This window comes from Pseudomonas sp. 210_17 TE3656 (assembly GCF_054821965.1).
In genome coordinates, this window is sequence record NZ_JBTRBC010000001.1 from 3,647,151 (window position 1) to 3,669,386 (window position 22,236).

22 protein-coding genes and 1 pseudogene are annotated in these 22,236 nt (G+C 62.5%); 9 read left to right on the top strand and 14 right to left on the bottom strand.

All coding sequences use genetic code 11. The features are described from left to right. Positions 1-62: 62 nt before the first annotated feature. The 9 genes and pseudogenes from ACVI9W_RS17160 to ACVI9W_RS17200 all read right to left on the bottom strand — a co-directional run bounded on the left by ACVI9W_RS17160 (position 63) and on the right by ACVI9W_RS17200 (position 9,994). Positions 63-1,160 carry a DUF1513 domain-containing protein gene (locus tag ACVI9W_RS17160; RefSeq protein ID WP_038607316.1) on the bottom strand — a complete coding sequence of 366 codons (1,098 nt, stop codon included), beginning with the start codon at positions 1,158-1,160 and terminating at the stop codon, positions 63-65. A 2-nt stretch (positions 1,161-1,162) separates the two neighbouring features. After that, a complete protein-coding gene (locus tag ACVI9W_RS17165) occupies positions 1,163-2,227 on the bottom strand; it encodes an imelysin family protein (RefSeq protein WP_461530615.1) in 1,065 nt (354 codons plus the stop codon). A gap of 16 nt (positions 2,228-2,243) precedes the next feature. Continuing rightward, on the bottom strand, positions 2,244-3,671 hold the full coding sequence (locus ACVI9W_RS17170) for a di-heme oxidoreductase family protein (RefSeq protein ID WP_461530616.1): 1,428 nt from the start codon (positions 3,669-3,671) through the stop codon (positions 2,244-2,246). A gap of 112 nt (positions 3,672-3,783) precedes the next feature. Next, the gene (locus ACVI9W_RS17175) at positions 3,784-4,170 is read right to left on the bottom strand and encodes a hypothetical protein (RefSeq protein ID WP_461530617.1); all 387 of its coding nucleotides are present in this window, start codon (positions 4,168-4,170) and stop codon (positions 3,784-3,786) included. Between the two features lie 5 nt (positions 4,171-4,175). Next, positions 4,176-4,667 carry a hypothetical protein gene (locus tag ACVI9W_RS17180; protein WP_461530618.1) on the bottom strand — a complete coding sequence of 164 codons (492 nt, stop codon included), beginning with the start codon at positions 4,665-4,667 and terminating at the stop codon, positions 4,176-4,178. A gap of 138 nt (positions 4,668-4,805) precedes the next feature. Next, positions 4,806-6,141 (bottom strand): annotated as a pseudogene (locus ACVI9W_RS17185) (imelysin family protein). Positions 6,142-6,290: 149 nt separating this feature from the next. Then, a complete protein-coding gene (locus ACVI9W_RS17190; protein WP_038607324.1) occupies positions 6,291-8,342 on the bottom strand; it encodes a putative bifunctional diguanylate cyclase/phosphodiesterase in 2,052 nt (683 codons plus the stop codon). 267 nt (positions 8,343-8,609) lie between these two features. Beyond that, positions 8,610-9,206, bottom strand: coding sequence for a superoxide dismutase (locus ACVI9W_RS17195; protein WP_038607326.1), 597 nt, complete (start codon positions 9,204-9,206; stop codon positions 8,610-8,612). Positions 9,207-9,394: 188 nt separating this feature from the next. Further along, entirely contained in the window at positions 9,395-9,994 is a 600-nt protein-coding gene (locus tag ACVI9W_RS17200) for a LysE/ArgO family amino acid transporter (RefSeq protein WP_038607328.1), read from the bottom strand. A gap of 123 nt (positions 9,995-10,117) precedes the next feature. On the opposite strand from ACVI9W_RS17200, the gene ACVI9W_RS17205 reads away from it, so the two are divergent. From ACVI9W_RS17205 to ACVI9W_RS17215, 3 genes are all read left to right on the top strand, one after another. After that, positions 10,118-11,008 carry a LysR family transcriptional regulator ArgP gene (locus tag ACVI9W_RS17205; protein WP_157191264.1) on the top strand — a complete coding sequence of 297 codons (891 nt, stop codon included), beginning with the start codon at positions 10,118-10,120 and terminating at the stop codon, positions 11,006-11,008. Positions 11,009-11,057: 49 nt separating this feature from the next. Next, positions 11,058-12,053, top strand: a complete 996-nt coding sequence (locus tag ACVI9W_RS17210; RefSeq protein WP_157191265.1) for an NAD-dependent epimerase/dehydratase family protein — start codon at positions 11,058-11,060, stop codon at positions 12,051-12,053. 88 nt (positions 12,054-12,141) lie between these two features. Next, positions 12,142-12,984, top strand: coding sequence for an ATPase (locus ACVI9W_RS17215; protein WP_461530619.1), 843 nt, complete (start codon positions 12,142-12,144; stop codon positions 12,982-12,984). 113 nt (positions 12,985-13,097) lie between these two features. On the opposite strand, the gene ACVI9W_RS17220 is transcribed toward ACVI9W_RS17215, so the two are convergent. The 3 genes from ACVI9W_RS17220 to ACVI9W_RS17230 are packed head-to-tail and all read right to left on the bottom strand — an operon-like array spanning position 13,098 to position 15,650. Beyond that, a complete protein-coding gene (locus ACVI9W_RS17220) occupies positions 13,098-14,147 on the bottom strand; it encodes an alkene reductase (protein ID WP_461530620.1) in 1,050 nt (349 codons plus the stop codon). A gap of 17 nt (positions 14,148-14,164) precedes the next feature. Then, the gene (locus tag ACVI9W_RS17225; protein WP_157191268.1) at positions 14,165-15,334 is read right to left on the bottom strand and encodes an MFS transporter; all 1,170 of its coding nucleotides are present in this window, start codon (positions 15,332-15,334) and stop codon (positions 14,165-14,167) included. A gap of 13 nt (positions 15,335-15,347) precedes the next feature. Further along, entirely contained in the window at positions 15,348-15,650 is a 303-nt protein-coding gene (locus ACVI9W_RS17230; RefSeq protein WP_038607345.1) for an ArsR/SmtB family transcription factor, read from the bottom strand. A 153-nt stretch (positions 15,651-15,803) separates the two neighbouring features. Here ACVI9W_RS17230 and ACVI9W_RS17235 point away from each other — a divergent pair, with 153 nt between their 5' ends. Then, positions 15,804-16,385 carry an acyl carrier protein phosphodiesterase gene (locus ACVI9W_RS17235; protein WP_461530621.1) on the top strand — a complete coding sequence of 194 codons (582 nt, stop codon included), beginning with the start codon at positions 15,804-15,806 and terminating at the stop codon, positions 16,383-16,385. On the opposite strand, the gene ACVI9W_RS17240 is transcribed toward ACVI9W_RS17235, so the two are convergent. Further along, a complete protein-coding gene (locus tag ACVI9W_RS17240) occupies positions 16,382-17,170 on the bottom strand; it encodes a lysophospholipid acyltransferase family protein (protein ID WP_461530622.1) in 789 nt (262 codons plus the stop codon). The two genes, ACVI9W_RS17235 and ACVI9W_RS17240, sit on opposite strands and share 4 nt — an antisense overlap. After that, positions 17,170-17,925 (bottom strand): L-ornithine N(alpha)-acyltransferase, encoded by a 756-nt coding sequence (gene olsB, locus ACVI9W_RS17245; RefSeq protein WP_038607354.1) that lies wholly within the window; start codon positions 17,923-17,925, stop codon positions 17,170-17,172. The genes ACVI9W_RS17240 and olsB overlap by 1 nt, the downstream gene beginning before the upstream one ends. Before the next feature lie 133 nt (positions 17,926-18,058). Between olsB and ACVI9W_RS17250 the strand changes: the two genes are divergently transcribed. From ACVI9W_RS17250 to ACVI9W_RS17270, 5 genes are read left to right on the top strand one after another with little or no spacing between them, the layout of a single operon-like run. Continuing rightward, positions 18,059-18,946: an acyl-CoA dehydrogenase middle domain-containing protein gene (locus ACVI9W_RS17250; RefSeq protein ID WP_461530623.1), complete on the top strand. Its 888-nt coding sequence runs from the start codon at positions 18,059-18,061 to the stop codon at positions 18,944-18,946. A gap of 43 nt (positions 18,947-18,989) precedes the next feature. Next, complete coding sequence (locus ACVI9W_RS17255; protein WP_461530624.1) at positions 18,990-20,090, top strand: serine hydrolase domain-containing protein; 1,101 nt, start codon at positions 18,990-18,992, stop codon at positions 20,088-20,090. Continuing rightward, positions 20,087-20,383, top strand: a complete 297-nt coding sequence (locus ACVI9W_RS17260) for an amidase (RefSeq protein WP_461530625.1) — start codon at positions 20,087-20,089, stop codon at positions 20,381-20,383. Before ACVI9W_RS17255 ends, ACVI9W_RS17260 begins: the two co-directional genes overlap by 4 nt. A gap of 45 nt (positions 20,384-20,428) precedes the next feature. Continuing rightward, positions 20,429-21,010 (top strand): YceI family protein, encoded by a 582-nt coding sequence (locus tag ACVI9W_RS17265; RefSeq protein ID WP_038607365.1) that lies wholly within the window; start codon positions 20,429-20,431, stop codon positions 21,008-21,010. Position 21,011: 1 nt separating this feature from the next. Continuing rightward, positions 21,012-22,169: a phospholipase D-like domain-containing protein gene (locus ACVI9W_RS17270; protein ID WP_038607367.1), complete on the top strand. Its 1,158-nt coding sequence runs from the start codon at positions 21,012-21,014 to the stop codon at positions 22,167-22,169. Positions 22,170-22,236: the final 67 nt, after the last annotated feature.

Genomic DNA, 22,236 nt, shown 5'->3' on the forward strand with positions numbered 1-22,236 from the left:
ATATTACTCGTTTGACCGGGTCAGGGAAGCCTGTGTTCCCGGCTATTTATCAGGTGAGGCCGTCAGGCCAGGTGCAGGTGGTTGTCCCACAGCCCGGAGGGCAGTTGCAGGGGCTGGCCGATCAATTCGCTGTTGCGGCAATCATAGAGACGGCAACGACCCTGGCCGGAGGTGACGACAAAACCATCGGCCACCGCACCGACGCCGGCGCAGTCCGGCATCGGCGCATCCAGGCGCACTTGCGCGCTATCCAGATCCCAGATGAACAGCCGATTGGCCCGTGGCGCGGTCAGGGCGACCAGGCGCAATTCACTATGAATGGCCACGCTGGCGGTGTAGTTGGCCATCGACTGCAATTGCTGTTCGGGCACAGGGAAGGCCTGGAAGGCCTGGCCGGGCCGCTTGATCGCCAGCAGTTCGGCGGTTTCATCACCGCTGCCCATGAACTGTTGCCCGGCGACGATGGTGCCATCGCTGGCAATCGCCAGGTGGCGCACGCTGTTCATCTGCTGCGGCAACACCTCTTTGCTCAGCAGGGTGCCGTCGCGCTGCATCAGCACCAGGCTTGGTTGCATCGCGTCGAGGTTCATCTCGACACGACTCTCGGCCTCGGTGCGAATGCCGCCATTGGCAACCACCAGGGTTTCGCCATCAGGCATCCACGACACCTGATGCGGGCCGATGCCGTGGGTGGAAATCTCGCCGCTATGAACCAGGCGCTCGCCATCGAAGCGGTACACACCGAGTACGCCACGGCCGGGATCGGTGGTGTCGTTCTCGGTGGCATACAACCATTCGCCGCTCTTGTGGATCACCGCGTGACCATAGAAGTGCCGGTTCGGCTGCGAGGCGATGGTCTGCAGCAAACGACCATCGCGCAGGTCGATCAGGTAACTCTCGGTGCCGGGACGCCGGGCGACGAACAGGGCAAGCGGCTGCTCGGGGTGGTTGATGATGTCGTGGCAACGCTGGGCCACTTCGGTGGCGAACACCTGGGTGCCGTCCAGGCGATAGCCGACGGCGTAGTGTTTACCATCGCTGTCGTCGCGCGCCGAAAGCAGCAGGGGGCCGCTGTCTTTGCCGCGGAACAGGGTCCAGCCGCCCAGGGTCAGGGCGCTAAGCAGGACACTACCGAGTTTGAGAGCCTGGCGTCGCAACATGATCAGTCACCGTCGTTGGCATTGAAGCCCAGTTGAATGCCCAGCGCCTTGGCCAGCTCGCCTTCGTGCAGGCGGTGGACAGCGTTGAGGCTTTCGTAGATGTCGTTGAGCTGCTGGCGTCCGGCTTCGTCATCGAGCAGTTCGCCCAGCGACTTCTGATTGGCGCTGAGCAGCTTGAGGGCATTGGCGTAGGCCGAGTCGATCTTGTCGGCCAGGGCTTTCTGATCTTTGCCCAGCAGGCCGCGCAGGCCCTGGTTGTCGACACCGACCCAGACGGTTTGCGCAGCGGTCAGGCTGGCTTCCAGGCTTTTCAGCGAGGAATGGCTACGCCAGGCTTCGGCCTGCAGCGGCTGCGGGATACCTTTGCTCAGACGGCCCATTGGGGCGCCGAGTTTTTTCTTCAGGGTATCGAGGGCAGTGACCTGGGCCCGCAACAAGTCGGCAATCGCCTCGTGGGAGTCGGCGTAGCGCTGGTTGGGGAACTTGGTCAGCTGCGCGAGCATGCCGTCGGTGTTGTTCCAGCTCTTGAGGATCTCTTCGGCGAGGGCTTTCTGGTGCTCGCCGATGGCCACCAGCAGTGGGCAATAGCGGGCTTTCTGCTCGGCGCTGGCGACGTCTGGCTTGCTGTCGAAGAGGATGTACTCGTAGGCGGACAGGCCACGCACCACCACACTGGATTTGGCCAGGCTGGCGGTATCGATCGGCTTGTCGGCGCTGACCAGTTGCTCGACCTGACGGCCGACCAGGTTTTTCTTGTCTGGCCAGAACTGTACCTGCCAGGCGCGGTTGCCTTCAGCCAGCGGGCCGATCAGCAGCGGTTGCAGTTCGGCCCAGGCTTTTTGTGCATGCAGGAAGTCGGCACGGGCGGTTGCCAGATCGGCCTTGCCTTCGCAGTAGGCCAGGGCGCTGACGGCCAGCTGGCGGTCGGCTTCGACCCAGCGGCTGTAGGTCGGCAGGATCACCTGCTTGGCAATGGCGGCGGAGGTCACTGCCTGCGGGTCCTGCGGCGAGCAGGCACCTAGGGCGAGGGCGGCAAGGCTGGTGAACAACAGTTTAGGACGGAACATGCCCGGCTTCTCTCTCTTAAAGTGAATTCAGGAACGCCAGCAACGCGGCGCGTTGCTCGGCATTGAAGGTCAAAACGTGCTGCCTGGCCGCTTCGGCTTCGCCACCGTGCCAGAGCACGGCTTCAAGCAGGTTGCGGGCGCGGCCATCGTGAAGAAATCCGGCCTGGGCGCTGACGGTCTGGGTCAGGCCTATGCCCCACAGCGGTGGCGTGCGCCAGTCCTGGCCGCTGGCGGCGAACTCGCTGCGGTTGTCGGCAAGGCCCGGGCCCATGTCGTGCAACAGCAAGTCGCTGTACGGGCGGATCAGCTGGTTGGCCAGCTCCGGCTCGGCAGCGTCGGCGGCCGTGGTGAAACTTGGGGTATGGCAGCTCTGGCAGCCGGCCTGGTGGAACAGGTTCTTGCCGGCCAGCACCTGGGGCGAGTCGACGTCCTGGCGGATCGGTACCGCCAGGTTGCGGGCGTAGAACAGCACCAGGCGGGCAATGTTGTCGCTGACTTCCTGCTCGCCATTGGCACCGTTGCCATTGGGGGCTTTCAGACAGTCGACCTGTGCCGGGGTGCAGTCGTCCAGCGGCCGCAGGCTGCTGGTCAGGCCCATGTCGCCGGAAAACGCATGCACGTTCTGCTGGTTGATGTTCGGTTGCCCGGCCTTCCAGCCGAAACGGCCAAGGACGGTCTTGCCCAGGGCATCGTCCCAGACCTGGTTGGGCCGGCCACGGATGCCGTCGCCGTTGCGGTCGTCGGGATCGGCATTGGCCAGAATCGCCGCTTCGGGGATGGCTTCAAGCAGGCCCAGGCCGATCATCGGCGGGGCAACGCGGGCGGAAAAGCGCGTATCGGGGTGCATCGGACCGTAACCGAGCTGGCTGATCTGCAGCGTTGGCTGGCGCAGCTCGACCTGGGTGCCGTCCTTGAAGGTCACCGGCACCGGTGTGTACTCGACACGTACTTTGCCTTCGGGGGTGACGCCGGGCACGGCCATGTCCTGGAACTGACCGCCATAGACCGGCTCGGGCACGATGCCCAGTTGCTCGATGACTTTGGCGTAGTGCGGTTGGTCAGGAATCGACAGGCGCACGATCATCGACACGGCATGTTTGGCGCTGGGGCCGGGCGGATGGCCACGGCCATCCTTGATATGGCAGTTCTGGCAGGCATTGGCGTTGAACAGCGGTCCCAGGCCATCGCGGGCGGTGGTGGTCGCGGGGGCAATCACCCAAGGATTGCGAAAGAAACTGTTGCCGACACTGAAGTCCAGGCGACGGCTCGGCGCGAGGTTGGCCGAGGGCATGGAATAGGCGTTCTGGTCGCGCTTGTTGACCGTCGTCTTGCCACCGGCAAAGGCCTCGCCAGGTTCCGCCTGGGTGAAACGCGGGGCGTCGTCACAGGCGACCAGGGTCATGGCCAGAAGCAAGGGGCTGAGACGGAGCAGCAACGAAGACATCAAGAATCCTGAGCTTGAGCAAAAAACCGGCGTGCAAGCTTAGCAGGCTCAGGATCATGGAATAAGAGGGATTTGCGTTTGCTTGATGAAATCGTTGCTGTTCCACAGCCCCTCAGGCAATGAACAAGGTGAAGTCGCGGTTGACCAGGTTGACGATCAGGTTTTTGTCGCCTCCTTTACGATTGTCCCCTGGCACCTCCTGAACCTCTTCGCTTGCGTATTCCATGCTGGAGGCGGTGAGGTACTTGATGGCGTCCTCGTGTGCTGGCTGCCAATAGTCTTGGAACAGCCAGATATTGGTCGCTGAGCGCGGCCCAAGAATCAGTCGCAAGGCTTTGTGGTTCTCTCCGGAGTTGCCAATCCAGGGTATGGCCAATGAGCCGGCCCAGGCCTGCTGGGCACCGATGGCGAGGCTCTGACTTCGGTTTTCGCCGTCGATCAGAGTGAGGGTGTAGGGGGTGTTGTTGGCGATGGATCTAAGGTAGGTGAGACTGGCCATGGTTTTTATCCTTGGGCGGTTTGGTGTTCGGGACGTGGCAGTGGCGCGGCTGGGGAGCGGTAGACGTAGGCTGCCAGGAGTGTGATTTCGTTGAAGGGCGGCGCGAGCTCGGCAGGGTCGAAACGCCCTTCGAGGTGAAAGCCGTGATCGAAGGCAATCGCTTCGAACATGCGCCGGTCGGTCTCATTGGGGTCGTACAGGTAGATCTTTCCCGGCAGGCTGACCACCCGGCACATCTCCCGGGCAACGCCAGGAGTGATTGGTGCACCCATCAGGGTCACATGGGGGACCGAGCGATCGTCTACCGGGAAGGTTGGGGCGGTGTAGTCGTAGACCACTAGCAGGTGCGGGATCGCTTCGCCGGTGAACGGGCCGTTGGAGATCTTCTGGCCATTTTTGTTCAGGTTATAGGCGTTGACGAAGCCGGTGATGAGCGCGCTGCCGGCTGAGTGGTCGACGATCCGCCCTTCACCCCATACATCCAGAATCTGGAACATTGATCCTCCTGTTCGTTCTTGCGTGGGTGCTGAGCACACGGTGATCGAACAGAAGGGGGTTATGCAGACGGAAACGTACCAGCGGAAACGAAAACGCCCGGTACGATGACCGGGCGTTCTCTCACTCAGGACAACGGATCAGAATTCGTGATCGGCGGTGTCCGGGTTGAGGTTGGCGATACCCAGCTTGCCGGCAGCCTGTTCGATTGCACCGGTCTGCTTGACCAGCGAAGCGATGGCGTCACGCACGATCTGGTTGCCGGCGGTGTTGTCGGCAGCGATCAGTTGGTCGTAGTGCTCGCCCTTGAGCGCGTGGTCGACAATGACCTGGATCTTCGCTTCAGTGGCTTCAAGGTCGGCCTTGAGGGTTGCGTCGGTGGCCGGATCGATCTTGGCCACCAGCGACGACAGGCTCGGGCCGGTCAGCTTGGTACCGTCAGGGCGGGTGTACTCGCCGAGGTAGACGTTGCGGATGCCCTTGGCGTCGTAGAAGTGCGAGTAGTGGGTGTTGTCGCTGAAGCAGTCGTGCTCGTCTTCAGGCGAGTTGGCTTCCAGGGAAACCTTCATGCGCTCGCCCGCCAGTTCACCCAGCGACAGGCTGCCCATGCCGAACAGCATCTTGCGCAGGCCATCGGTCACAGGCTCGGCTTCAAGCGTGGCGCGATAGTTGGTGGCGACGTTTGGCCGCCCAGTTGCCGACCATTTCTTCCAGGTCTTTGACCAGCAGTTGGGTCACGGCCTTGAGATACGCGCGGCGACGTTCGTTGTGACCGCCAGTGGCGCCTTTGCCTTCCAGGTAGTCGGAGGCCGGACGGGCGCCAGCGCCTGGGCCGGTGCCGTTGAGGTCCTGGCCCCAGAGCAGGAATTCGATGGCGTGGTAGCCGGTGGCGACGTTGGCTTCGGAACCGCCCAGCTCATTCAGGCTGGCGAGTTTTTCCGGGGTGATTTGCTTGACGTCGATCTTGTCTTCGCCGACCTGGATCTCGGTGTTGGCGATGATGTTGGCCGCAGCACCCGGGTTGCCCAGGGCGTGCTCGTAGCTGGCGTCGACGTAGTCGATCAGGCCTTCGTCCAGCGGCCAGGCGTTCACCTGACCTTCCCAGTCGTCGACGATGGTATTGCCAAAGCGGAACACTTCGCTCTGCAGGTAAGGCACGCGAGAGGCAACCCAGGCAGCCTTGGCGGCTTTCAGGGTTTCGTCGTTGGGTTTGGCGAGGAACGCGTCGATAGCGGTCTGCAGGGTCTTGGCGGTGCTCAGCGAGTCGCTGTAGACGGCGTGAACCATGTCGGCGTAATGCTTGACCACCGCCTTGGCAGCGGCCTCGTCGACGGCGCCTGCCGCAGCCGGTGCTGCTGCGCTGGTAGCCGGGGCCTGGGCTTGCGGTGCGGCGGCCTTGTCCTTGTCGTCGCCGCAACCGGCGAGAGAGATGGCAATGGCCAACAGACTGGCGGTGGCCAGAGGCATACGAATCATGGTGAATTCCTGCGTCGAGAGGTTGGACAGGCGTACCGGGGTACGCAAAGCTGCAACATAATGCGAAAGATTTGCATTTTGTGTAAAGAGGCAGTCACGTAAATATTCAAATGCGTGTTTTCGCCGCTTCGTTCAATGTCTTCAGGGGTTTAGAGAATCGAAACCTGATTGCGTTGCGCTTGCTTGAGGAACACTGTCAGCTCGCGCGCCGGTAGCGGTTTGCTGTAGTGGTAACCCTGACCTTCATGGCAGCCTTGGGCGATGATGTAGGCCTCCTGCTCTGCGGTTTCCACGCCTTCGGCGATCACCTGCATGCCCAGGCTCTTGCCCAGCTGGATGATGGCGCGAACGATGGTTGCATCGTCGTCGTCGTCGAGCAGGTCCTGGACAAAGCTCTTGTCGATCTTGATCTTGTCCAGCGGTAGCGATTTCAGGTAACTGAGCGAGGAATAGCCGGTACCGAAGTCGTCAATGGCGATCATTGCGCCGGACCGGCGCAGGCTCAGCAGGTGCTGGGCGGCGGTGCTGATGTCTTCCATCAGGCCGGTTTCGGTCACCTCCAGCTCCAGGCTGCGCGGCGGCAGACGGTAGATCTGCAGCAGGTTGTTGACCACCCGCGGCAGTTCATTGTGGTGCAGCTGCACGGTCGACAGGTTGACCGCCATGCGCAATTCGCTGAAACCCTGGTCGTGCCATTCGCGCAGTTGCCGGCAGGCCTGGTCGAGCACCCATTCGCCGATGGCAATGATGTTGCCATTCTGTTCGGCCAGGGGGATGAACTGGTCCGGCGGGACCATGCCCAGTTCCGGATGCTGCCAGCGCAGCAACGCTTCGACACCGACCACACGGTGGTCGCGGTAGCTGATCTGTGGCTGGTAGACCAGGTACAGCTGATTGCGCGGCAGGGCTTCGCGCAGGTCTTTTTCCAGCTCGCGGCGGCGGCGCATTTCGCTGTCGACGCTGGCGATGTAGAACTGGTAGCGGTTGCGCGAGCGGGTCTTGGCCAGGGTCATGGTCTGCTCGGCTTTTTGCAGCAGCTTTTCGGTGCTGTCGCCGTCTTCCGGGAACAAGGTGATGCCGATGGTGGCGCGCAGACGGATTTCCTGGTGGTCGAGGGCGAAGGGGGCTTCCAGGTCGTCGAGAATGCTCTGGGCCAGTTCCGCTGCTTCGTACGGTTGCTCGATATCGGCCTGGACCAGGGCGAACTGATCGCCGCCCAGGCGCGCCAGGGCACCGAGCCGTCCACTGTGAGCGCGCAGGCGATCGGCCAGGGCCAGCAGCAATTGATCGCCGGCCTGGTAACTGAATTGCTCGTTGATACCCTTGAAGTCGTCAAGGCCGACGCACAGCACCGCGACCCGGCGCTGCAGGCGACCGGCATCGACCAGGATCTTGTCCAGTTGCTGTTGCAGTTGCTGGCGATTGGGCAGGCCGGTCAGGAAGTCGTACTGGGCCATGCGCTGCAGGCTGTTTTCGGCTTCGTGACGCAAGTGTGTATTGCGCTCGATCGATGCCAGCAACTGGTTGGCGGTATTGACCCACACGCCCAGTTCGTTGCGCTCGTGGCCCTTGATCAACGGCAACTGGTGCTGGCTGGGGCGGTCGGGATTGATCTGGGTAAGGTGTTCAATGATCTTCGACAGCGGCTTGGTCAGCATCCAGTGATAGACCAGGTACAGCACCAGGCCCATGGCCAGGGCGCGCAGAACCCCGGAAATAAAGATGATCACCGAATTGACCAGAAAACCTGCGCCGTAGGACGCCGTGTCGAGGGTGATGCTCAGGTCGCCGTAATATTCGCTGTAGGGACCACGGCCGACCAGTTGTGTGTTGAAGGTGCGCTCCTGGCCGAGGATCAGGTCGGTCAACCAGCGCGTGCTCGACTCCTGCAAAGGCCGGGATTTTTCGGCGAGCATGGTTTCGTTGGGATGGCCGATGGAGGCCATGCGCACCGATTCGTCCTGGAACAACCCTTCCATGACCTGCATGCCCATTTCCTTGTCCAGGCTGTAGACCGCCTGGGTGGAAGGGTCGCGGAACATGTCGAGGATTCGCTGGGCGTCATTGGCCACTGCCTGGCGAGTCTTGTAGGCATCAAAGACGATCTGCGCACAACTGAGAACGACACCAACCACCAGTGCCGAGAGCAGTACGACCCTGAGCAACTTGACCGATAAGCTGTTCTTGAGTTCCAGCTTCAATGGGGTTTCCTTAATCCATGCGCATGGCATCATTTTGCCATCATTCTTGGCAATCCACTATCGGCCGTTGACAGAACATACCCCACCCGCGAGGTGATGGTATTGCTGCTATCACTGTATCGGTTGCCCGGCCTTGCGACTTTAATCCTGGAAGCAAACTTCCCAAGGTTTGATGTTAGCGCGGTATCAGTTTCGGGCAAGAGCCGGACCGCGTGAGACAGGCGAAAAAAAACCCGGACAAGCCGGGTTTTTTCTGCCGCAGTTTGCTTAAGCGGTGAAGGTCTTGCCTTCGAACTGCTCGGCAACGAACTTCCAGTTGACCAGGTTCCAGAACGCCTCGACGTATTTTGGACGCAGGTTGCGGTAGTCGATGTAGTAGGCGTGTTCCCAGACGTCGCAGGTCAGCAGCGGGGTGTCGCCGCTGGTCAGCGGGCAGCCGGCGCCGATGGTGCTGGCCAGGGCCAGGGAACCGTCAGCCTTTTTCACCAGCCAGCCCCAGCCGGAACCGAAGGTGCCGACGGAAGTCTTGGTGAACTCTTCCTTGAACTTGTCGAAGGAGCCGAACGCAGCGTTGATGGCATCAGCCAGGGCGCCGGTAGGCTGGCCACCGGCGTTTGGCGCCAGGCAGTTCCAGTAGAAGGTGTGGTTCCAGACCTGAGCGGCGTTGTTGAAGATACCGCCCGAAGAGGACTTGACGATCTCTTCCAGGGTTTTGCCTTCAAACTCGGTGCCTGGCACCAGGTTGTTCAGGTTCACGACATAGGTGTTGTGGTGCTTGTCGTGGTGGTACTCCAAGGTTTCCTTGGAAATGTGCGGCTGCAGGGCGTCGTGTGGGTAAGGCAGCGGCGGCAATTCAAAAGCCATGGTGATTCTCCTAATCAGGTCTGTTGCGGTGAGCGCAAGGCCGATCACGGGCGGCCGGTGTGCGTCGGGGAGTTTGTACTCTTTGCGACGCAAGGGCTGGATCATAGCACCCGGCCCTGTGCTTAACCACGCAACAAGTGTACGGGAAAGAGGTTCCAGAGCCTTTGCCAGCGCCAGACCGGCGGTGCTCAGGTGAAGATCAGCTGCGCCGCCACGGCGAACATCATTACCGCCACCATCAGGTCGAGCAGACGCCAGGTGCCGGGGCGTGCCAGCCAGGGCGCAAGCCAGGCGGCGCCGAGGGCGAGGGTGAAGAACCACAGCAGCGAGGCGCTGGCCGCACCGGCCACGTAGGCACCGGGCTCGGTCTGCTGGGCACCCAGCGAGCCGATCAGCAACACCGTGTCCAGATACACATGGGGATTGAGCAGGGTCACCGCGAGGGCGCTGAGCAGCACCGCCCGGCGCGAGCGCAGGCCTTGGCCTTCACCCTGTTGCAGGCTCTGTTGCGAACAGGCGCGCAGTAACGCCTTGCTGCCGTACCAGATCAGGAACACCGCGCCGCCCCAGCGTGCCACCGCCAGTAAGGTCGGATTTTGCGCGAGCACCGAGGCCAGGCCGAATACCCCGGCCGCCACCAGAATGGCATCGCAGAACACACAAAGTGCGGCTACCGGCAAATGATGTTCACGGCGCAGGCTTTGCGCCAGGACGAATGCGTTCTGGGTGCCGATCGCCATGATCAGGCCGAAGGCGACCAGCAGGCCGTTCAGGTAGCTTTGCCACATAGGAGACGCTCCACAGACACCAGCAGGACGCTGGCGGATAAAACCAAAAAAGATGCTGGCGATTCTGGGGGGTGAATCTGTATAAGAAAAACAAATAAACCTGATCTGGCATTAGGAAAAATAATGTTCGACTACAAACTGCTTGCCGCCCTCGCTGCGGTCATCGAACAGGCCGGTTTCGAACGTGCGGCGCAGGTGCTGGGGTTGTCGCAATCGGCGATTTCCCAGCGCATCAAGCTGCTCGAGGCGCGGGTCGGGCAACCGGTACTGATACGCGCCAATCCGCCCAGCCCGACGGATGTCGGCCGGCGCCTGCTCAACCATGTGCAGCAGGTGCGGCTGCTGGAGCGCGATCTGCAAAGCCAGGTGCCGGCGCTGGACGAGGAGGGCATGCCCGAACGGTTGCGCATCGCCCTCAACGCCGACAGCCTCGCCACCTGGTGGGCAGGGGCGGTCGGTAGGTTTTGCGCCGACCAACAGGTTTTGCTGGACCTGGTGGTCGAGGATCAGGAGGTCGGTCTCAAGCGTATGCGGGCGGGTGAGGTGGCGGCGTGCCTGTGTGGTAGCGAACGTCCGGTCGCCGGTGCACGCAGCATACTGTTGGGGGCCATGCGTTACCGTGCCCTGGCCAGCCCGGCGTTCATGGCCCGTTACTTTGCCGAAGGCTTTGATGCCAGGCGTTTGCCACGCACGCCGGCACTGGTGTTCGGCCCGGATGATTTTCTCCAGCATCGCTACCTGGCATCGCTGGGTATCGAAGACGGTTTCCTGCATCACCTGTGCCCTTCTTCCGAGGGCTTTTTGCGTATGACCGAGGCCGGTCTGGGCTGGGGACTGGTGCCGGAGTTGCAGGTGCGTGAGCAACTGGCCAGCGGGCGTCTGGTAGAAATTTCAGCGGATAAACCCATCGATGTGCCTTTGTACTGGCATCATTGGCGTAATGGCGGACAACTGCTCGGGCAATTGACCGAACACCTGCATCAGACCGCCCGGCAGTGGCTAGTGCCGTTGTAAGGTCTGGCAGCGTCAGCAGCATCTGAAAATTGGTAAGGCGGAGTGGTACATGCGAATTCTGGTCACCGGCGCGAGCGGCTTCATTGGCGGGCGCTTTGCGCGCTTTGCCCTGGAGCAGGGCCTTGAGGTTCGGGTCAACGGCCGGCGCGCCGAAGGGGTCGAGCACCTGGTGCGGCGCGGGGCCCAGTTCATCCCCGGCGACCTTGGCGACGCGGAACTGGCCAGACGCCTGTGCCAGGGCGTCGATGCCGTGGTGCACTGCGCCGGGGCCGTGGGTAACTGGGGGCGCTACCAGGACTTCTACCAGGGCAATGTGGTGGTCACTGAAAATGTGGTCGAGGCGTGCCTTAAAGAGCATGTACGGCGCCTGGTGCACCTGTCGTCGCCGTCGATCTACTTCAACGGGCGTTCACAGCAGAACATCCATGAAGAGCAGGTGCCGCGGCGCTTTTATGATCACTACGGGGCCACCAAGTACCTGGCCGAACAGAAAGTCTTCGGTGCTCAGGAGTTCGGCCTCGAAGTTCTGGCCTTGCGCCCGCGCTTTGTCACCGGGGCCGGTGACGTCAGTATTTTCCCGCGTTTGTTGCAGATGCAACGCAAGCGCCGCCTGGCCATTATCGGCAACGGTCTGAACAAGGTCGATTTCACCAGTGTGCAGAATCTCAACGAGGCGCTGCTGAGCGCGTTGTTCGCCGATGAGCAGGCGCTGGGCCAGGCCTACAACATCAGTAACGGGCATCCGCTGCCGTTGTGGGATGTGGTCAACTATGTGATGCGCCAGATGCAGTTGCCGCAAGTCACCCGTTACCGTTCCTTTGGCCTGGCCTACAGCCTGGCGGCACTCAACGAGGGCGCCTGCATGCTTTGGCCTGGGCGCCCACAGCCGACCTTGTCGCGCCTGGGTATGCAGGTGATGAGCAAGGATTTCACCCTGGACATCAACCGTGCCCGGCAGCTATTGGACTACCGGCCCACGGTCAGCCTGTGGACCGCGCTGGACGAGTTCTGTGGCTGGTGGAAGGCTCAAGACCTGCAACAGTGAACCGGCAAGCGGGTTTGCGGTCGATCAGTGCGCGGTGTAAGCGGTTTATACTAGTGCCCATTTGCTATTACTGCGGTTGAAGGCTCTCATGCGTAACGATGCTCAAGACGATTTCGACAATGTCCCGACTCTGCGTGCCGGTACCCGGGATGACGATGACTTTGACCCCTTGCCGCCAGGCGCAGGCCTGACTGCCGGTGGCGCGCGCAAGGCCCCGCGAGCGGCCAGCACCGGGCCATTGTGGGCGCTGTTGGGGGCGTCCTTCATTGCCCTGGCCGGGCTTGGCTGGTGGAGCTTCCAGCAGGTGTCGTTGATGGAGCAGCAGCTGGTAGCGACCCAGGAGAGTTTTGCCCGGATCAGCGAAGAAGCCGCGGGGCGCCTGCAGGCCATCAGTGGTAAGGTCGATGCCAGCGAGTCCAGCGTCAACAGCGGCAGCGAAGCCTTGAAACTGCAGATCAAACAGCTACAGGCCAACCTTGTCGAGCAGAGCAAGCAGCAACAGGGTGTTGCCGGGCAGGCGGGGGATCTGGGCAAGCGTCTGGAGCAAGTGTTGGCGCAGGCCACCGAGCAGCAGGCAGCGACTGCCAAGCTGCAGGCTGAATTGCAGACCCAACTGAAAGCGGTGAATAGCGAACTGGCGGCCTTGAAGGCGGCTCAGGTGGACGGCGGCAAGCTCGACACCCAGATCAACAGCCTTACTGGTGAGGTTGCGGCACTGAAGAAGCAGGGTAATCCCAGCGCGGCTATCGAGCGTCTGGAGCAGGACCTGCTGGTGCTCAAGAGCGAGCAGGAGAATCGTCCGGCGACGCCGACGGCCAGTGGTGCCTCGGTTGCCGAGTTCGATGCGTTTCGCCGGCAGATGACGCGCAGTCTCAATACCTTGCAAAGCCAGGTACAGAATCTGCAACAGCAGATCAATGCGCGGCCTTGATTGAGTTTGAATAGGGCCGCTTAGCGCCCCATCGCCGGCAAGGCCGGCTCCCACAACACAATCTGTGGGAGCCGGCCTTGCCGGCGATGGGGTGCGTAGCAGCCCCAGGATTCCTACATCCGCGGGTAGTCGATGTAACCGACCGGCCCTTTGCTATAGAAGGTTTCAGGATGTGCCTGGTTCAACGGCGCATCCGCTGCCAGGCGGGCCGGCAGGTCCGGGTTGGCGATGAACGGTACACCGAAGGCCACCGCGTCCGCCCGGCCGCTGGCCAGCGAAGCATTGGCACTGGCCTTGGTGAAGCGTTCGTTGACGATGTAAGGGCCACCGAAGGCTTCCTTGATCAACGGCCCGATGCTGTCGTCAGCTTCCTTCTCCCGCGAGCAGATAAAGGCAATCCCGCGCTTGCCCAGTTCACGGGCCACATAAGTAAAGGTTTCGGCGCGATTGGCGTCACCCATGTCATGGGAATCGGCACGTGGCGCCAGATGCACGCCCACGCGTTGCGCACCCCACACGTCGATCACCGCATCGGTCACTTCCAGCAGCAGTCGCGCACGGTTTTCCAGCGAACCACCGTACTGGTCGCTGCGCTGGTTGGTGCTGCTCTGCAGGAACTGATCGAGCAGGTAGCCGTTCGCGGCATGCACTTCGACACCGTCAAAACCGGCAGCCTTGGCGTTCTCGGCACCGGTGCGGTAGGCCTCGACGATATCGGCGATTTCTTCCGTTTCCAGGGCCCGTGGCGTCGGGTAGTCGGACAGCGGACGCACCAGGCTGACGTGGCCTTTAGGCTGGATCGCGCTCGGTGCCACCGGGGTTTCACCGTTGAGGTAGAGCGGATGCGAGATGCGCCCGACATGCCACAGCTGCAGGAAGATCCGCCCACCGGCGCCATGGATGGCCTTGGTGACGTTGGTCCAGCCACGCACCTGGCCATCGGACCAGATACCTGGGGTGTCCGGATAACCGACGCCCATTGGCGTCACCGAAGTGGCCTCGCTGAGGATCAGGCCGGCGCTGGCACGTTGCACGTAGTACTCGGCCATCAACGCGTTGGGTACCCGGCCTTCATCGGCACGGCAGCGGGTCAGTGGAGCCATGATGATGCGGTTCGGCAGTTCGAGGTCGCCGAGGGTGATCGGATCGAAAATAGTCGTCATATAAACCTCAAGGCTGATCAGTGAGTGGCAGGTGCCAGTTCGGCGTTGTTGCCGCGCTGGCTGAAGGTAATCAGGGTGACGATCAGGGCCAGCACGGCCAGTGCGGCGGCGGCCAGTGGAACGCGGGTCAGGCCCAGTCCTTGCGCGATGACCGTACCGCCGACCCAGGCGCCGAGGGCGTTACCCAGGTTGAAAGCGCCGATGTTCAGGGTCGACACCAAGTTCGGAGCGGCCTTGCCGAAGGTCACCACGTTGACTTGCAGGGCCGGTACCGCGGCGAAGGCGGCCGTGGCCCAGAGGAACAGGGTGATCTCGGCGGGGATCAGGGCAGCGCTGGTCCAGCTCAGTACGGTGGAGACCACCGCCATGCTGGCGAACACACCCACCAGGGTGGCGCCCAGGCGCTTGTCGGCCAGCTTGCCGCCAACGATGTTGCCCAGGGTCAGGCCTACGCCGATCAACAGCAGGGTCCAGGTCACGCCTCGCGGCGAAACGCCGGTGACATCGCCGAGCAGCGGTGCGACGTAGGTGAACAGGGCAAACATCGAGGCCGAGAACAGCACGGTCATCGACAGCGACAGCCAGATTCCAGCGCCCTTGAGCGCCGCCAGTTCGGCGCGCATGTCGAGTTTCTCCTCGTCATGGCGAAACGGCAGGAAACGGATCAGGCCGATCAGGGCGATGACACCGATCACCGTCACTGCCCAGAAGGTCGAGCGCCAGCCGTACTCCTGACCCAGCGCAGTGCCCAGCGGTACACCGAGCACGTTGGCCAGGGTCAGGCCGGTGAACATCAGGGCCACCGCCGAGGCACGGCGATTGGCCGGCACCAGGCTGGCGGCAACCACCGAGCCGATGCCGAAGAAGGCGCCGTGACACAGAGCGGTGACCACCCGGGCGAACATCAGCAGGTTGTAGTCGCTGGCCACCGCACACAGCAGGTTGCCGACGATGAACACGCCCATCAGCGCAATCAGGGCTGCTTTTCGCGGCAGCTTTGAGGTGGCCAGGGCCATGAACGGCGCACCGATGGCCACGCCCAGGGCGTAGCCGGTGACCAGCCAGCCAGCGCCGGGGATCGACACACCGAGGTCCGCCGCGACATCGGGCAGCAGGCCCATGATGACGAACTCGGTGGTGCCGATGGCGAAGGCGCTGAGCGCCAAAATTATCAGTGAAAGGGGCATTGCAAGGTCCTTGTCAGAGCTCTTGGCTCATCTGCTTGAGGAAGGCCTGGATGGTTTCCTCATTGCGTTTGAAAAAATGCCACTGTCCGATCTTCTGGCTGCTGATCAGCCCCGCGCGTTGCAAGGTGGCCAGGTGGGCCGAGACCGTGGACTGCGACAGGCCGCAGCGTTGGTCGATCTGCCCCGCGCAGACACCGTGTTCGGTGCTGTGGTGCTGGTCAGGGAATTGCACGTCCGGGTCTTTCAGCCAGTTGAGGATTTCTCGCCGTACTGGGTGGGCCAGGGCTTTTATTATTTCGTCGAGATCGAGAGGCATGGTTGGGCTCATGGTTGTGTAGCGGTATATCGCGATGGAGCGAAATATAAATCGGTATTTCGCGATATACAAATATGAAGATGTTCTTGGATCAGCGTAAATCGCTATATCGGGTTATAACGATATGGGCGGGGCCAGTGCTAGACTGCACGAATGAACTACCTTGCACACCTTCACCTGGGCGGCCAACAACCCGAGCAACTGCTCGGCAGCCTTTATGGGGATTTCGTCAAAGGGCCGTTGGCCGGGCGTTTTCCCCTGCCGCTGGAAGCGGCGATCCGCCTGCACCGGCAGATCGATGTATTCACCGACAGCCATCCACTGGTATTGCAGTCTCTCGGGCGTTTCCCCCGGGAGCGGCGGCGCTATGCCGGGATCATCCTCGATGTGTTCTTCGACCATTGCCTGGCGGCCCATTGGCAGGACTATGCCGAACAGCCCCTGGAGCAGTTCACCGGTCGGGTCTATCAGGTGCTGGCGGCGCAGCCGGACCTGCCTGGCCGGCTGGCGCAGATCGCGCCGTCTATGGCGGCAGATGACTGGTTGGCTTCGTACCGTGATTTTGCGGTGCTGGAGCAGGTGTTCCGTGGGATCGCCAGGCGCTTGTCACGCCCAGAAGGGATGGACGGCGCCCTCGAGCTGGTCGATGCGCTGTATGCGCCGTTGATGGATGACTTTCGCCGCTTTTATCCCGAGCTGCAGGCCTTCGCCGGCAAGGCCCTGGCTCGGGATTAGGCGGCTTTGGCCCGGCGTTGTGGCTGAGCAACCGGCTGCTCGGCGCCAAACAGGGCCACCTGAATGGCTTGCAGGGCCTTGAACGCCAGCGCAGCACGTTCTTCGCCAGCACTTGGGATCGGCTGCAACAGCTTGATTTCCACTTCAGCACACTCATTGGCAAACAGCCGCATCAAGTGCGAGAGCAGGTCGTCGTCACCAATGAACGGCGCGATTGCATCGACCTGGCCATCGCGCAGGTAACGCACGGCCACCGGTTGCAGCGGCACCTGGGTATCGATGGCGCTGGCCAGCAGGCGGCCGTGGAAAGTGCGCAGGCTGCGGCCATCAGTGGTGGTGCCTTCCGGAAAGATCAACAACGCGCCGGCCTGTTGCAGGTGCTGGCTGATCTGTTTACGCAGTAACTGACTGTCGTTGCCGCCACGGCGGATGAACAGGGTGCCGGCCTTGAGTGCCAGCCAGCCGGCCACCGGCCAGCTGCGCACTTCGGCCTTGGACAGGAACGACAAGGGGGTGAGCATGCCCAGCAGCGGAATGTCGGTCCAGGACACATGGTTGCTGACCCACAGCATCGGCTGTTGCGGCACCTGGCCAAGCACCCGGACCTTGAAGGGCAGGGCGTTGCTCAGCTGACGCATGAACAGTTGCGACCAGCGCTGACGGCGCTCGGCCGAGGCTGGAATGTGCAGACGCTCGTAAAGGCTGAACAGTGCCGCCATGCCCAAGCCGAACAGCACCACCAGCACTACCCGCAGGACGCGTGCGAAGACGCGCAGGCCCCGCATCAGACCGCCGCCTTGAAGTGGCGGGCGTAGCGCGGGCAGAGTTCGTCGCGCTTGAGCAGGATGAAGACGTCGGCGACCTGGAAGTCTTCATCCCAGCACGGCTCGCCGCAGATCTTCGCGCCCAGGCGCATATAGGCCTTGAGCAGCGGCGGCATTTCGGCGATGACGTTGCCGGGCAGGGCCAGGCTCGGCAGCGGCTTTTTCGGTTCGGCACGCAGGTGTTCGGTGCACAGGTAGCGTTCGCGCAGACGTTGCATGATCGCATGGGCCTGGACGCCGCCGTCCTGCATGGGAATGCTGGCGCAGCCCATCAGGTAGCTGTAGCGCCCTTCATTGAGCACTTCGGCCAATTCCGCCCAGAGCACGGCGATGGTGCCGCCATTGCGGTAGGCCGGGTCGACACAGGTGCGCCCCAGTTCGAGGATCGGCCCCTGCAGATGGCCAAGGCCATGCAGGCTGAACTCTTCTTCACTGTAGAAACGCCCCAGGCTGCTGGCAGCCTGGTGGTCGAGCAGGCGTGTGGTGGCGACCAGACGACCGCTATTGAGGTCGCGCACGCCGATGTGACGGCAGTGAATGTCGTAGTCATCCATGTCCAGGCCCAGCTCGGCACCCTTGAGCTTGGCCTTGAATTCACCGCTGAAGACGCTGAAACGAAGGGCCTGTGCTTCCTGCAGGGCGCTTGGCCCGACCAGGCGTTCGGCTTGCAGACGGCGTTCAGTGCTGTTGTCGCTAGAGCGAGCGATCCGAGTCATTACGAGTCTCCATAAGCCAGCCATGGGGTTGCGGCCGGTCGACTTTGTTGTGCAAGCTCAGCCTAGGTAGACGCGGTGTCACCCCCATGAATCTTTGGTGATGCTTGTATGACAGCCCTCAAGGAGCACGGCGATGGTCTGGCTGCAACGACTCAACGACCCACAGCGGCATCCCCTCTCAGATGATCTGGGCGAGACCTACAGCAGCCTGCTGGCGTGTCTGGGCCCGATCAGCCCGTTCGAGCTGGCGGTACTCGGCGGGCGCGCCATGCCGACCCCGGGGCTGGCGTTTCTGGTTGGCTACCAGGCGGCCTTGCGCATGCTCTGGCCAAGCGCTCCGGCCAGTATTGGCGCCTTGTGCGCCAGTGAGCGGCGTAGCGTGCGCCCGGCCGACATGCAGGTGCGCCTGGATGACCTGCGCCTGACCGGCAGCAAGGATTTCGTCACCGCCGGGCTGGATGCCGACTGGTTGTTGGTGGCGGCGCGCAGTGAGCCTGCGGGTGAGGCGCCGCAAGTGAGTCTGGCGGTGGTCTATCCCGGTGAACCCGGCGTGCGGCTGGAGCCATTGCCGGCCTTGCCGCTGATGCCGGAAGTCGCTCATGCCCGCCTGCACCTGGACCAGGCACTGTGCGAGCGTTTGGCCGGCGACGGCTGGGATGCCTACGTTAAACCGTTCCGCACCCTTGAAGACCTTTATGTGCTCAGCGCCCTGTGTGCCTGGTTGTATGGCGTCGGTCAGGACAACGCCTGGCCCCAGGGCTTGCAGTTGCGCCTGATCGGATTGCTCGGAGGCTGCGCCGAAGGCAGTCGGCAATGTGCCGACTCCACGGCGTGTCATTTGCTGCTCGGCGGCCTGTTTGCCCAGTTCAACGCGCTCAAGGACGAAATCAACCAGGCATTGAGCAACAGTTCCGGCGAGTGGGCGACGCTGTGGCAGCGTGACCAGGGATTGCTGGAGATCGCCAGCGCCGCCAGGGCCAAGCGCCTGGCCAAGGCCTGGGCCAGCGCCGGATTGTCATGAAACGCAGCTAGTCTGGGCAGAGGTTGGCCTTGTGAGACGCCGGATGAACAAAGTGCTGCTGGGGGTGTTGGTCAGCCTGGTTTTCACCAGTGCCCCGGCGCTTGGTCAGGAGACCTGGCCAGATCCAGACTGGCCGCAGGCAGCTGATGCCAACAGCTCGGCCTGGCGCCAGGTGCAGGCCTACGCCTTTGCTCCGCGTGACGACAGCAGCCGTGAAGGCGTGCGCACCGACGCCCTGGTGGTGATCAAGGCAGGACGTATTGTGTATGAGCACTACGCCGCCCCGACGACCGCACAGACGCCACATCTGACCTGGTCCATCAGCAAGAGCGTGCTGGCCACGCTATTGGGTGTGGCTCATGGTGAGGCGCGCTTTGCCCTCAATGACCCGGTCGCGCGCTATTACCCGCCCATGCAGGCCCATCCCCAGGTTCGCCTGCAAGACCTGCTGCACTGGGCCAGCGGTCTGGACTGGCAGGAAGACTACGAATACGCGCCGCTGCATTCCTCGGTGGTGGCCATGCTCTACACCCGGGGCCGCGCGGATATGGCCGCATACACCGCTGCCCGGCCGGCAGCGGCTGAGCCGGGCCAGCGCTTTCTCTATTCCAGTGGCGACAGCAATGTCCTGGCGGCAGCGTTGCGAACGATAGTCGGGCCTGAGCGGTACCGGCAGTATCCCTGGGATGCGCTGTTCACGCCGTTGGGCATCACTTCGGCGGTCTGGGAGCGGGATGCCAGCGGTACACTGGTCGGCTCCTCCTATCTCTACATGAGCGCCCGGGACCTGGCGCGCATCGGCTTGCTGATGCTGCGCGACGGTCGCTGGCAGGCTCGGCAACTGCTGCCCAGGGACTGGGTGGCGTTCAACCGCAGCCTGTTTGCCAAGGCTGCCGCGCAACCTGGTGAGGCCAATCCCGGCGGGCATTGGTGGCTCAACCAGCCGTTGTCCGGCACAGCGCGGCCCTGGCCTGATGTGCCGGCCGACACCTTTGCGGCCTTGGGGCATTGGGGCCAGGCCTTGTACGTGCTGCCCGATGAACAGCTGGTAGTGGTGCGCTATGCCGATGATCGCGATGGCCGGTTTCAGCACAACGAACTGCTCAAGCGGGTACTTGCGGCGCAGGCCGGGGGACGACCATGAAGCGTTTGCTGCTGGGGCTGCTGTTGCTGGCGGGCGCCTGGAGCTGGTACGAGCGTCAGGCCCTGGCGGACTTTACCGGCATTCTTAGCGCTTATTCGGCCAAGGAGTATTGCTCCTGCCGTTTTGTCATGGGCTTCGACGCGCCTTACTGCCAGGCCTATGTACGCCAATACCTGCCCCTGAGCCGGCTTGAGGAAAATGCCCAATCCCGCCAGGTCACCGCCGTGGGGCTGGGCGTTGAGCGTCGAGCGCGCTGGCAGGGTGCACGTGAGGGCTGCGGCTTGCTGCCGTGAAGGCAGCCGGGTAAGGTTGACGGCTTCTGTGTTACAGGATTTCTCATGTTCTCTCTGCCCCGTCTTCTCCTGGCCTTGCTCGTGCTGCTGAGCTTTTCCGCCCAGGCCAACTGGCACCTTGATGGCGAATCGTCACGACTGTCGTTCATCTCCAGCAAAAATGGCGATACCGCCGAAGTCCATCGTTTTCTGGTGCTGCACGGCAAGGTCGACCGCAAGGGCGCGGCCGAGCTGATGATCGAGATGGATTCGAACAACAGCAGCGTGCCACTGCGCGATGAGCGCATGCGCAAGGAGCTGTTTGATTTTGCCGGCTATCCGGAGGCCAAGGTTCGTGCCCAGATCGATCTGCGGCCGATCAATGATCTGGCTAACGGTGCACAGGTCGAATTGCGCTTGCCAGTGACGGTTGAGCTGCGTGGCAAGGAACATAGCTACAGCGCCTTGCTGTTGGCCACGCGTCTGGACGAGCGACGCTTCCAGGTGGTGACCCTGGAGCCATTGATGTTGCGGGCCGAAGACTTTGATCTACTGCCGGGCCTGGAGACTTTGCGCAAGCTGGCCGGGCTCAAGTCCATCAGCCCGTCGGTGCCGGTGTCTGCGGTATTGATCTTCACGGCGCGCTGATATGGCCGGACCGGTCTTTCCCTGGCGAGATGGCAACCGGTTCGAGTTATTGATCGACGGCCCCGAATTTTTTCCGCGCATGCTCTCCGCCATTGTGCGGGCCGAACAGCAGGTCGACCTGGAGCTGTATCTGGTGGAGGCCGGCGCCTGCGCCGAAGCCATGGTCCAGGCGCTGGTGCAAGCTGCCGGGCGCGGTGTGCAGGTACGCTGCCTGTTCGATGACTACGGTTCGCTGGCGTTCACCCTGAACCTGCGCCAGCGCCTGATCGCCGCTGGCGTCGAACTGCGCTGGTACAACCGTCTGCGCTGGCGCCGGGGATTTCGCAACCTGTACCGTGACCACCGCAAATTGCTGGTGGTCGACCAGAGCTGGGCGGTGGTCGGCGGTACCGGCGTTACCGACCAGTTCTGGGTGCCTGACGAAGCAATCAGCGAATGGCACGAGGTGATGGTGCAGATGCAAGGGCCGCTGGTGGCCGACTGGCAGATGCTTTTCGATCGCCAGTGGCGCGCCAACCTGCGGCGCACGGCCTGGCGGCCACCGACGCATTTTGGCCTGCCGCGCCTGCCTCATGTACCCGATAGCGGCGAGGGCATGGGCCGGGTGGCGTATGCCGATGCCCGCCAGCACCGGGATATCCTGCAATCGCTGGTGCGCGCGTTGAACAGCGGGCAACGGCGGATCTGGCTGGCCACACCGTACTTTTTACCGACCTGGAAAGTCCGCCGCTCCCTGCGCCGGGCTGCTGCCAACGGTGTTGATGTACGCCTGCTGCTGACTGGCCCGCGTACCGATCATCCTTCGGTGCGCTATGCCGGGCATCGCTATTACCCGAGGCTGATGCGTGCAGGAGTGCAAATTTTCGAATATCAGCCGTGCTTCCTGCACCTGAAGATGGTGCTGGTCGACGACTGGGTGAGCATCGGCTCATGCAATTTCGACCACTGGAACCTGCGTTTCAACCTTGAAGCCAACGTTGAAGCGCTCGATCCGCCGCTGACGGCGGCGGTGGCTGCGAGTTTCGAGCGCGATTTCGCCCAGAGCCTGTGCATCGACTTGGCCCATTGGCATGCGCGGCCGTTGTGGAAGCGTCTGCAACAGCGTTTGTGGGGCTGGCTGGATCGGCTGGTGGTCAATATGCTGGACCGGCGCGATTGATCGCGGGGCAAGCCCGCTCCCACAGCTTTCGGTGGGAGCGGGCTTGCCCCGCGAAAAAAAAAGCGGC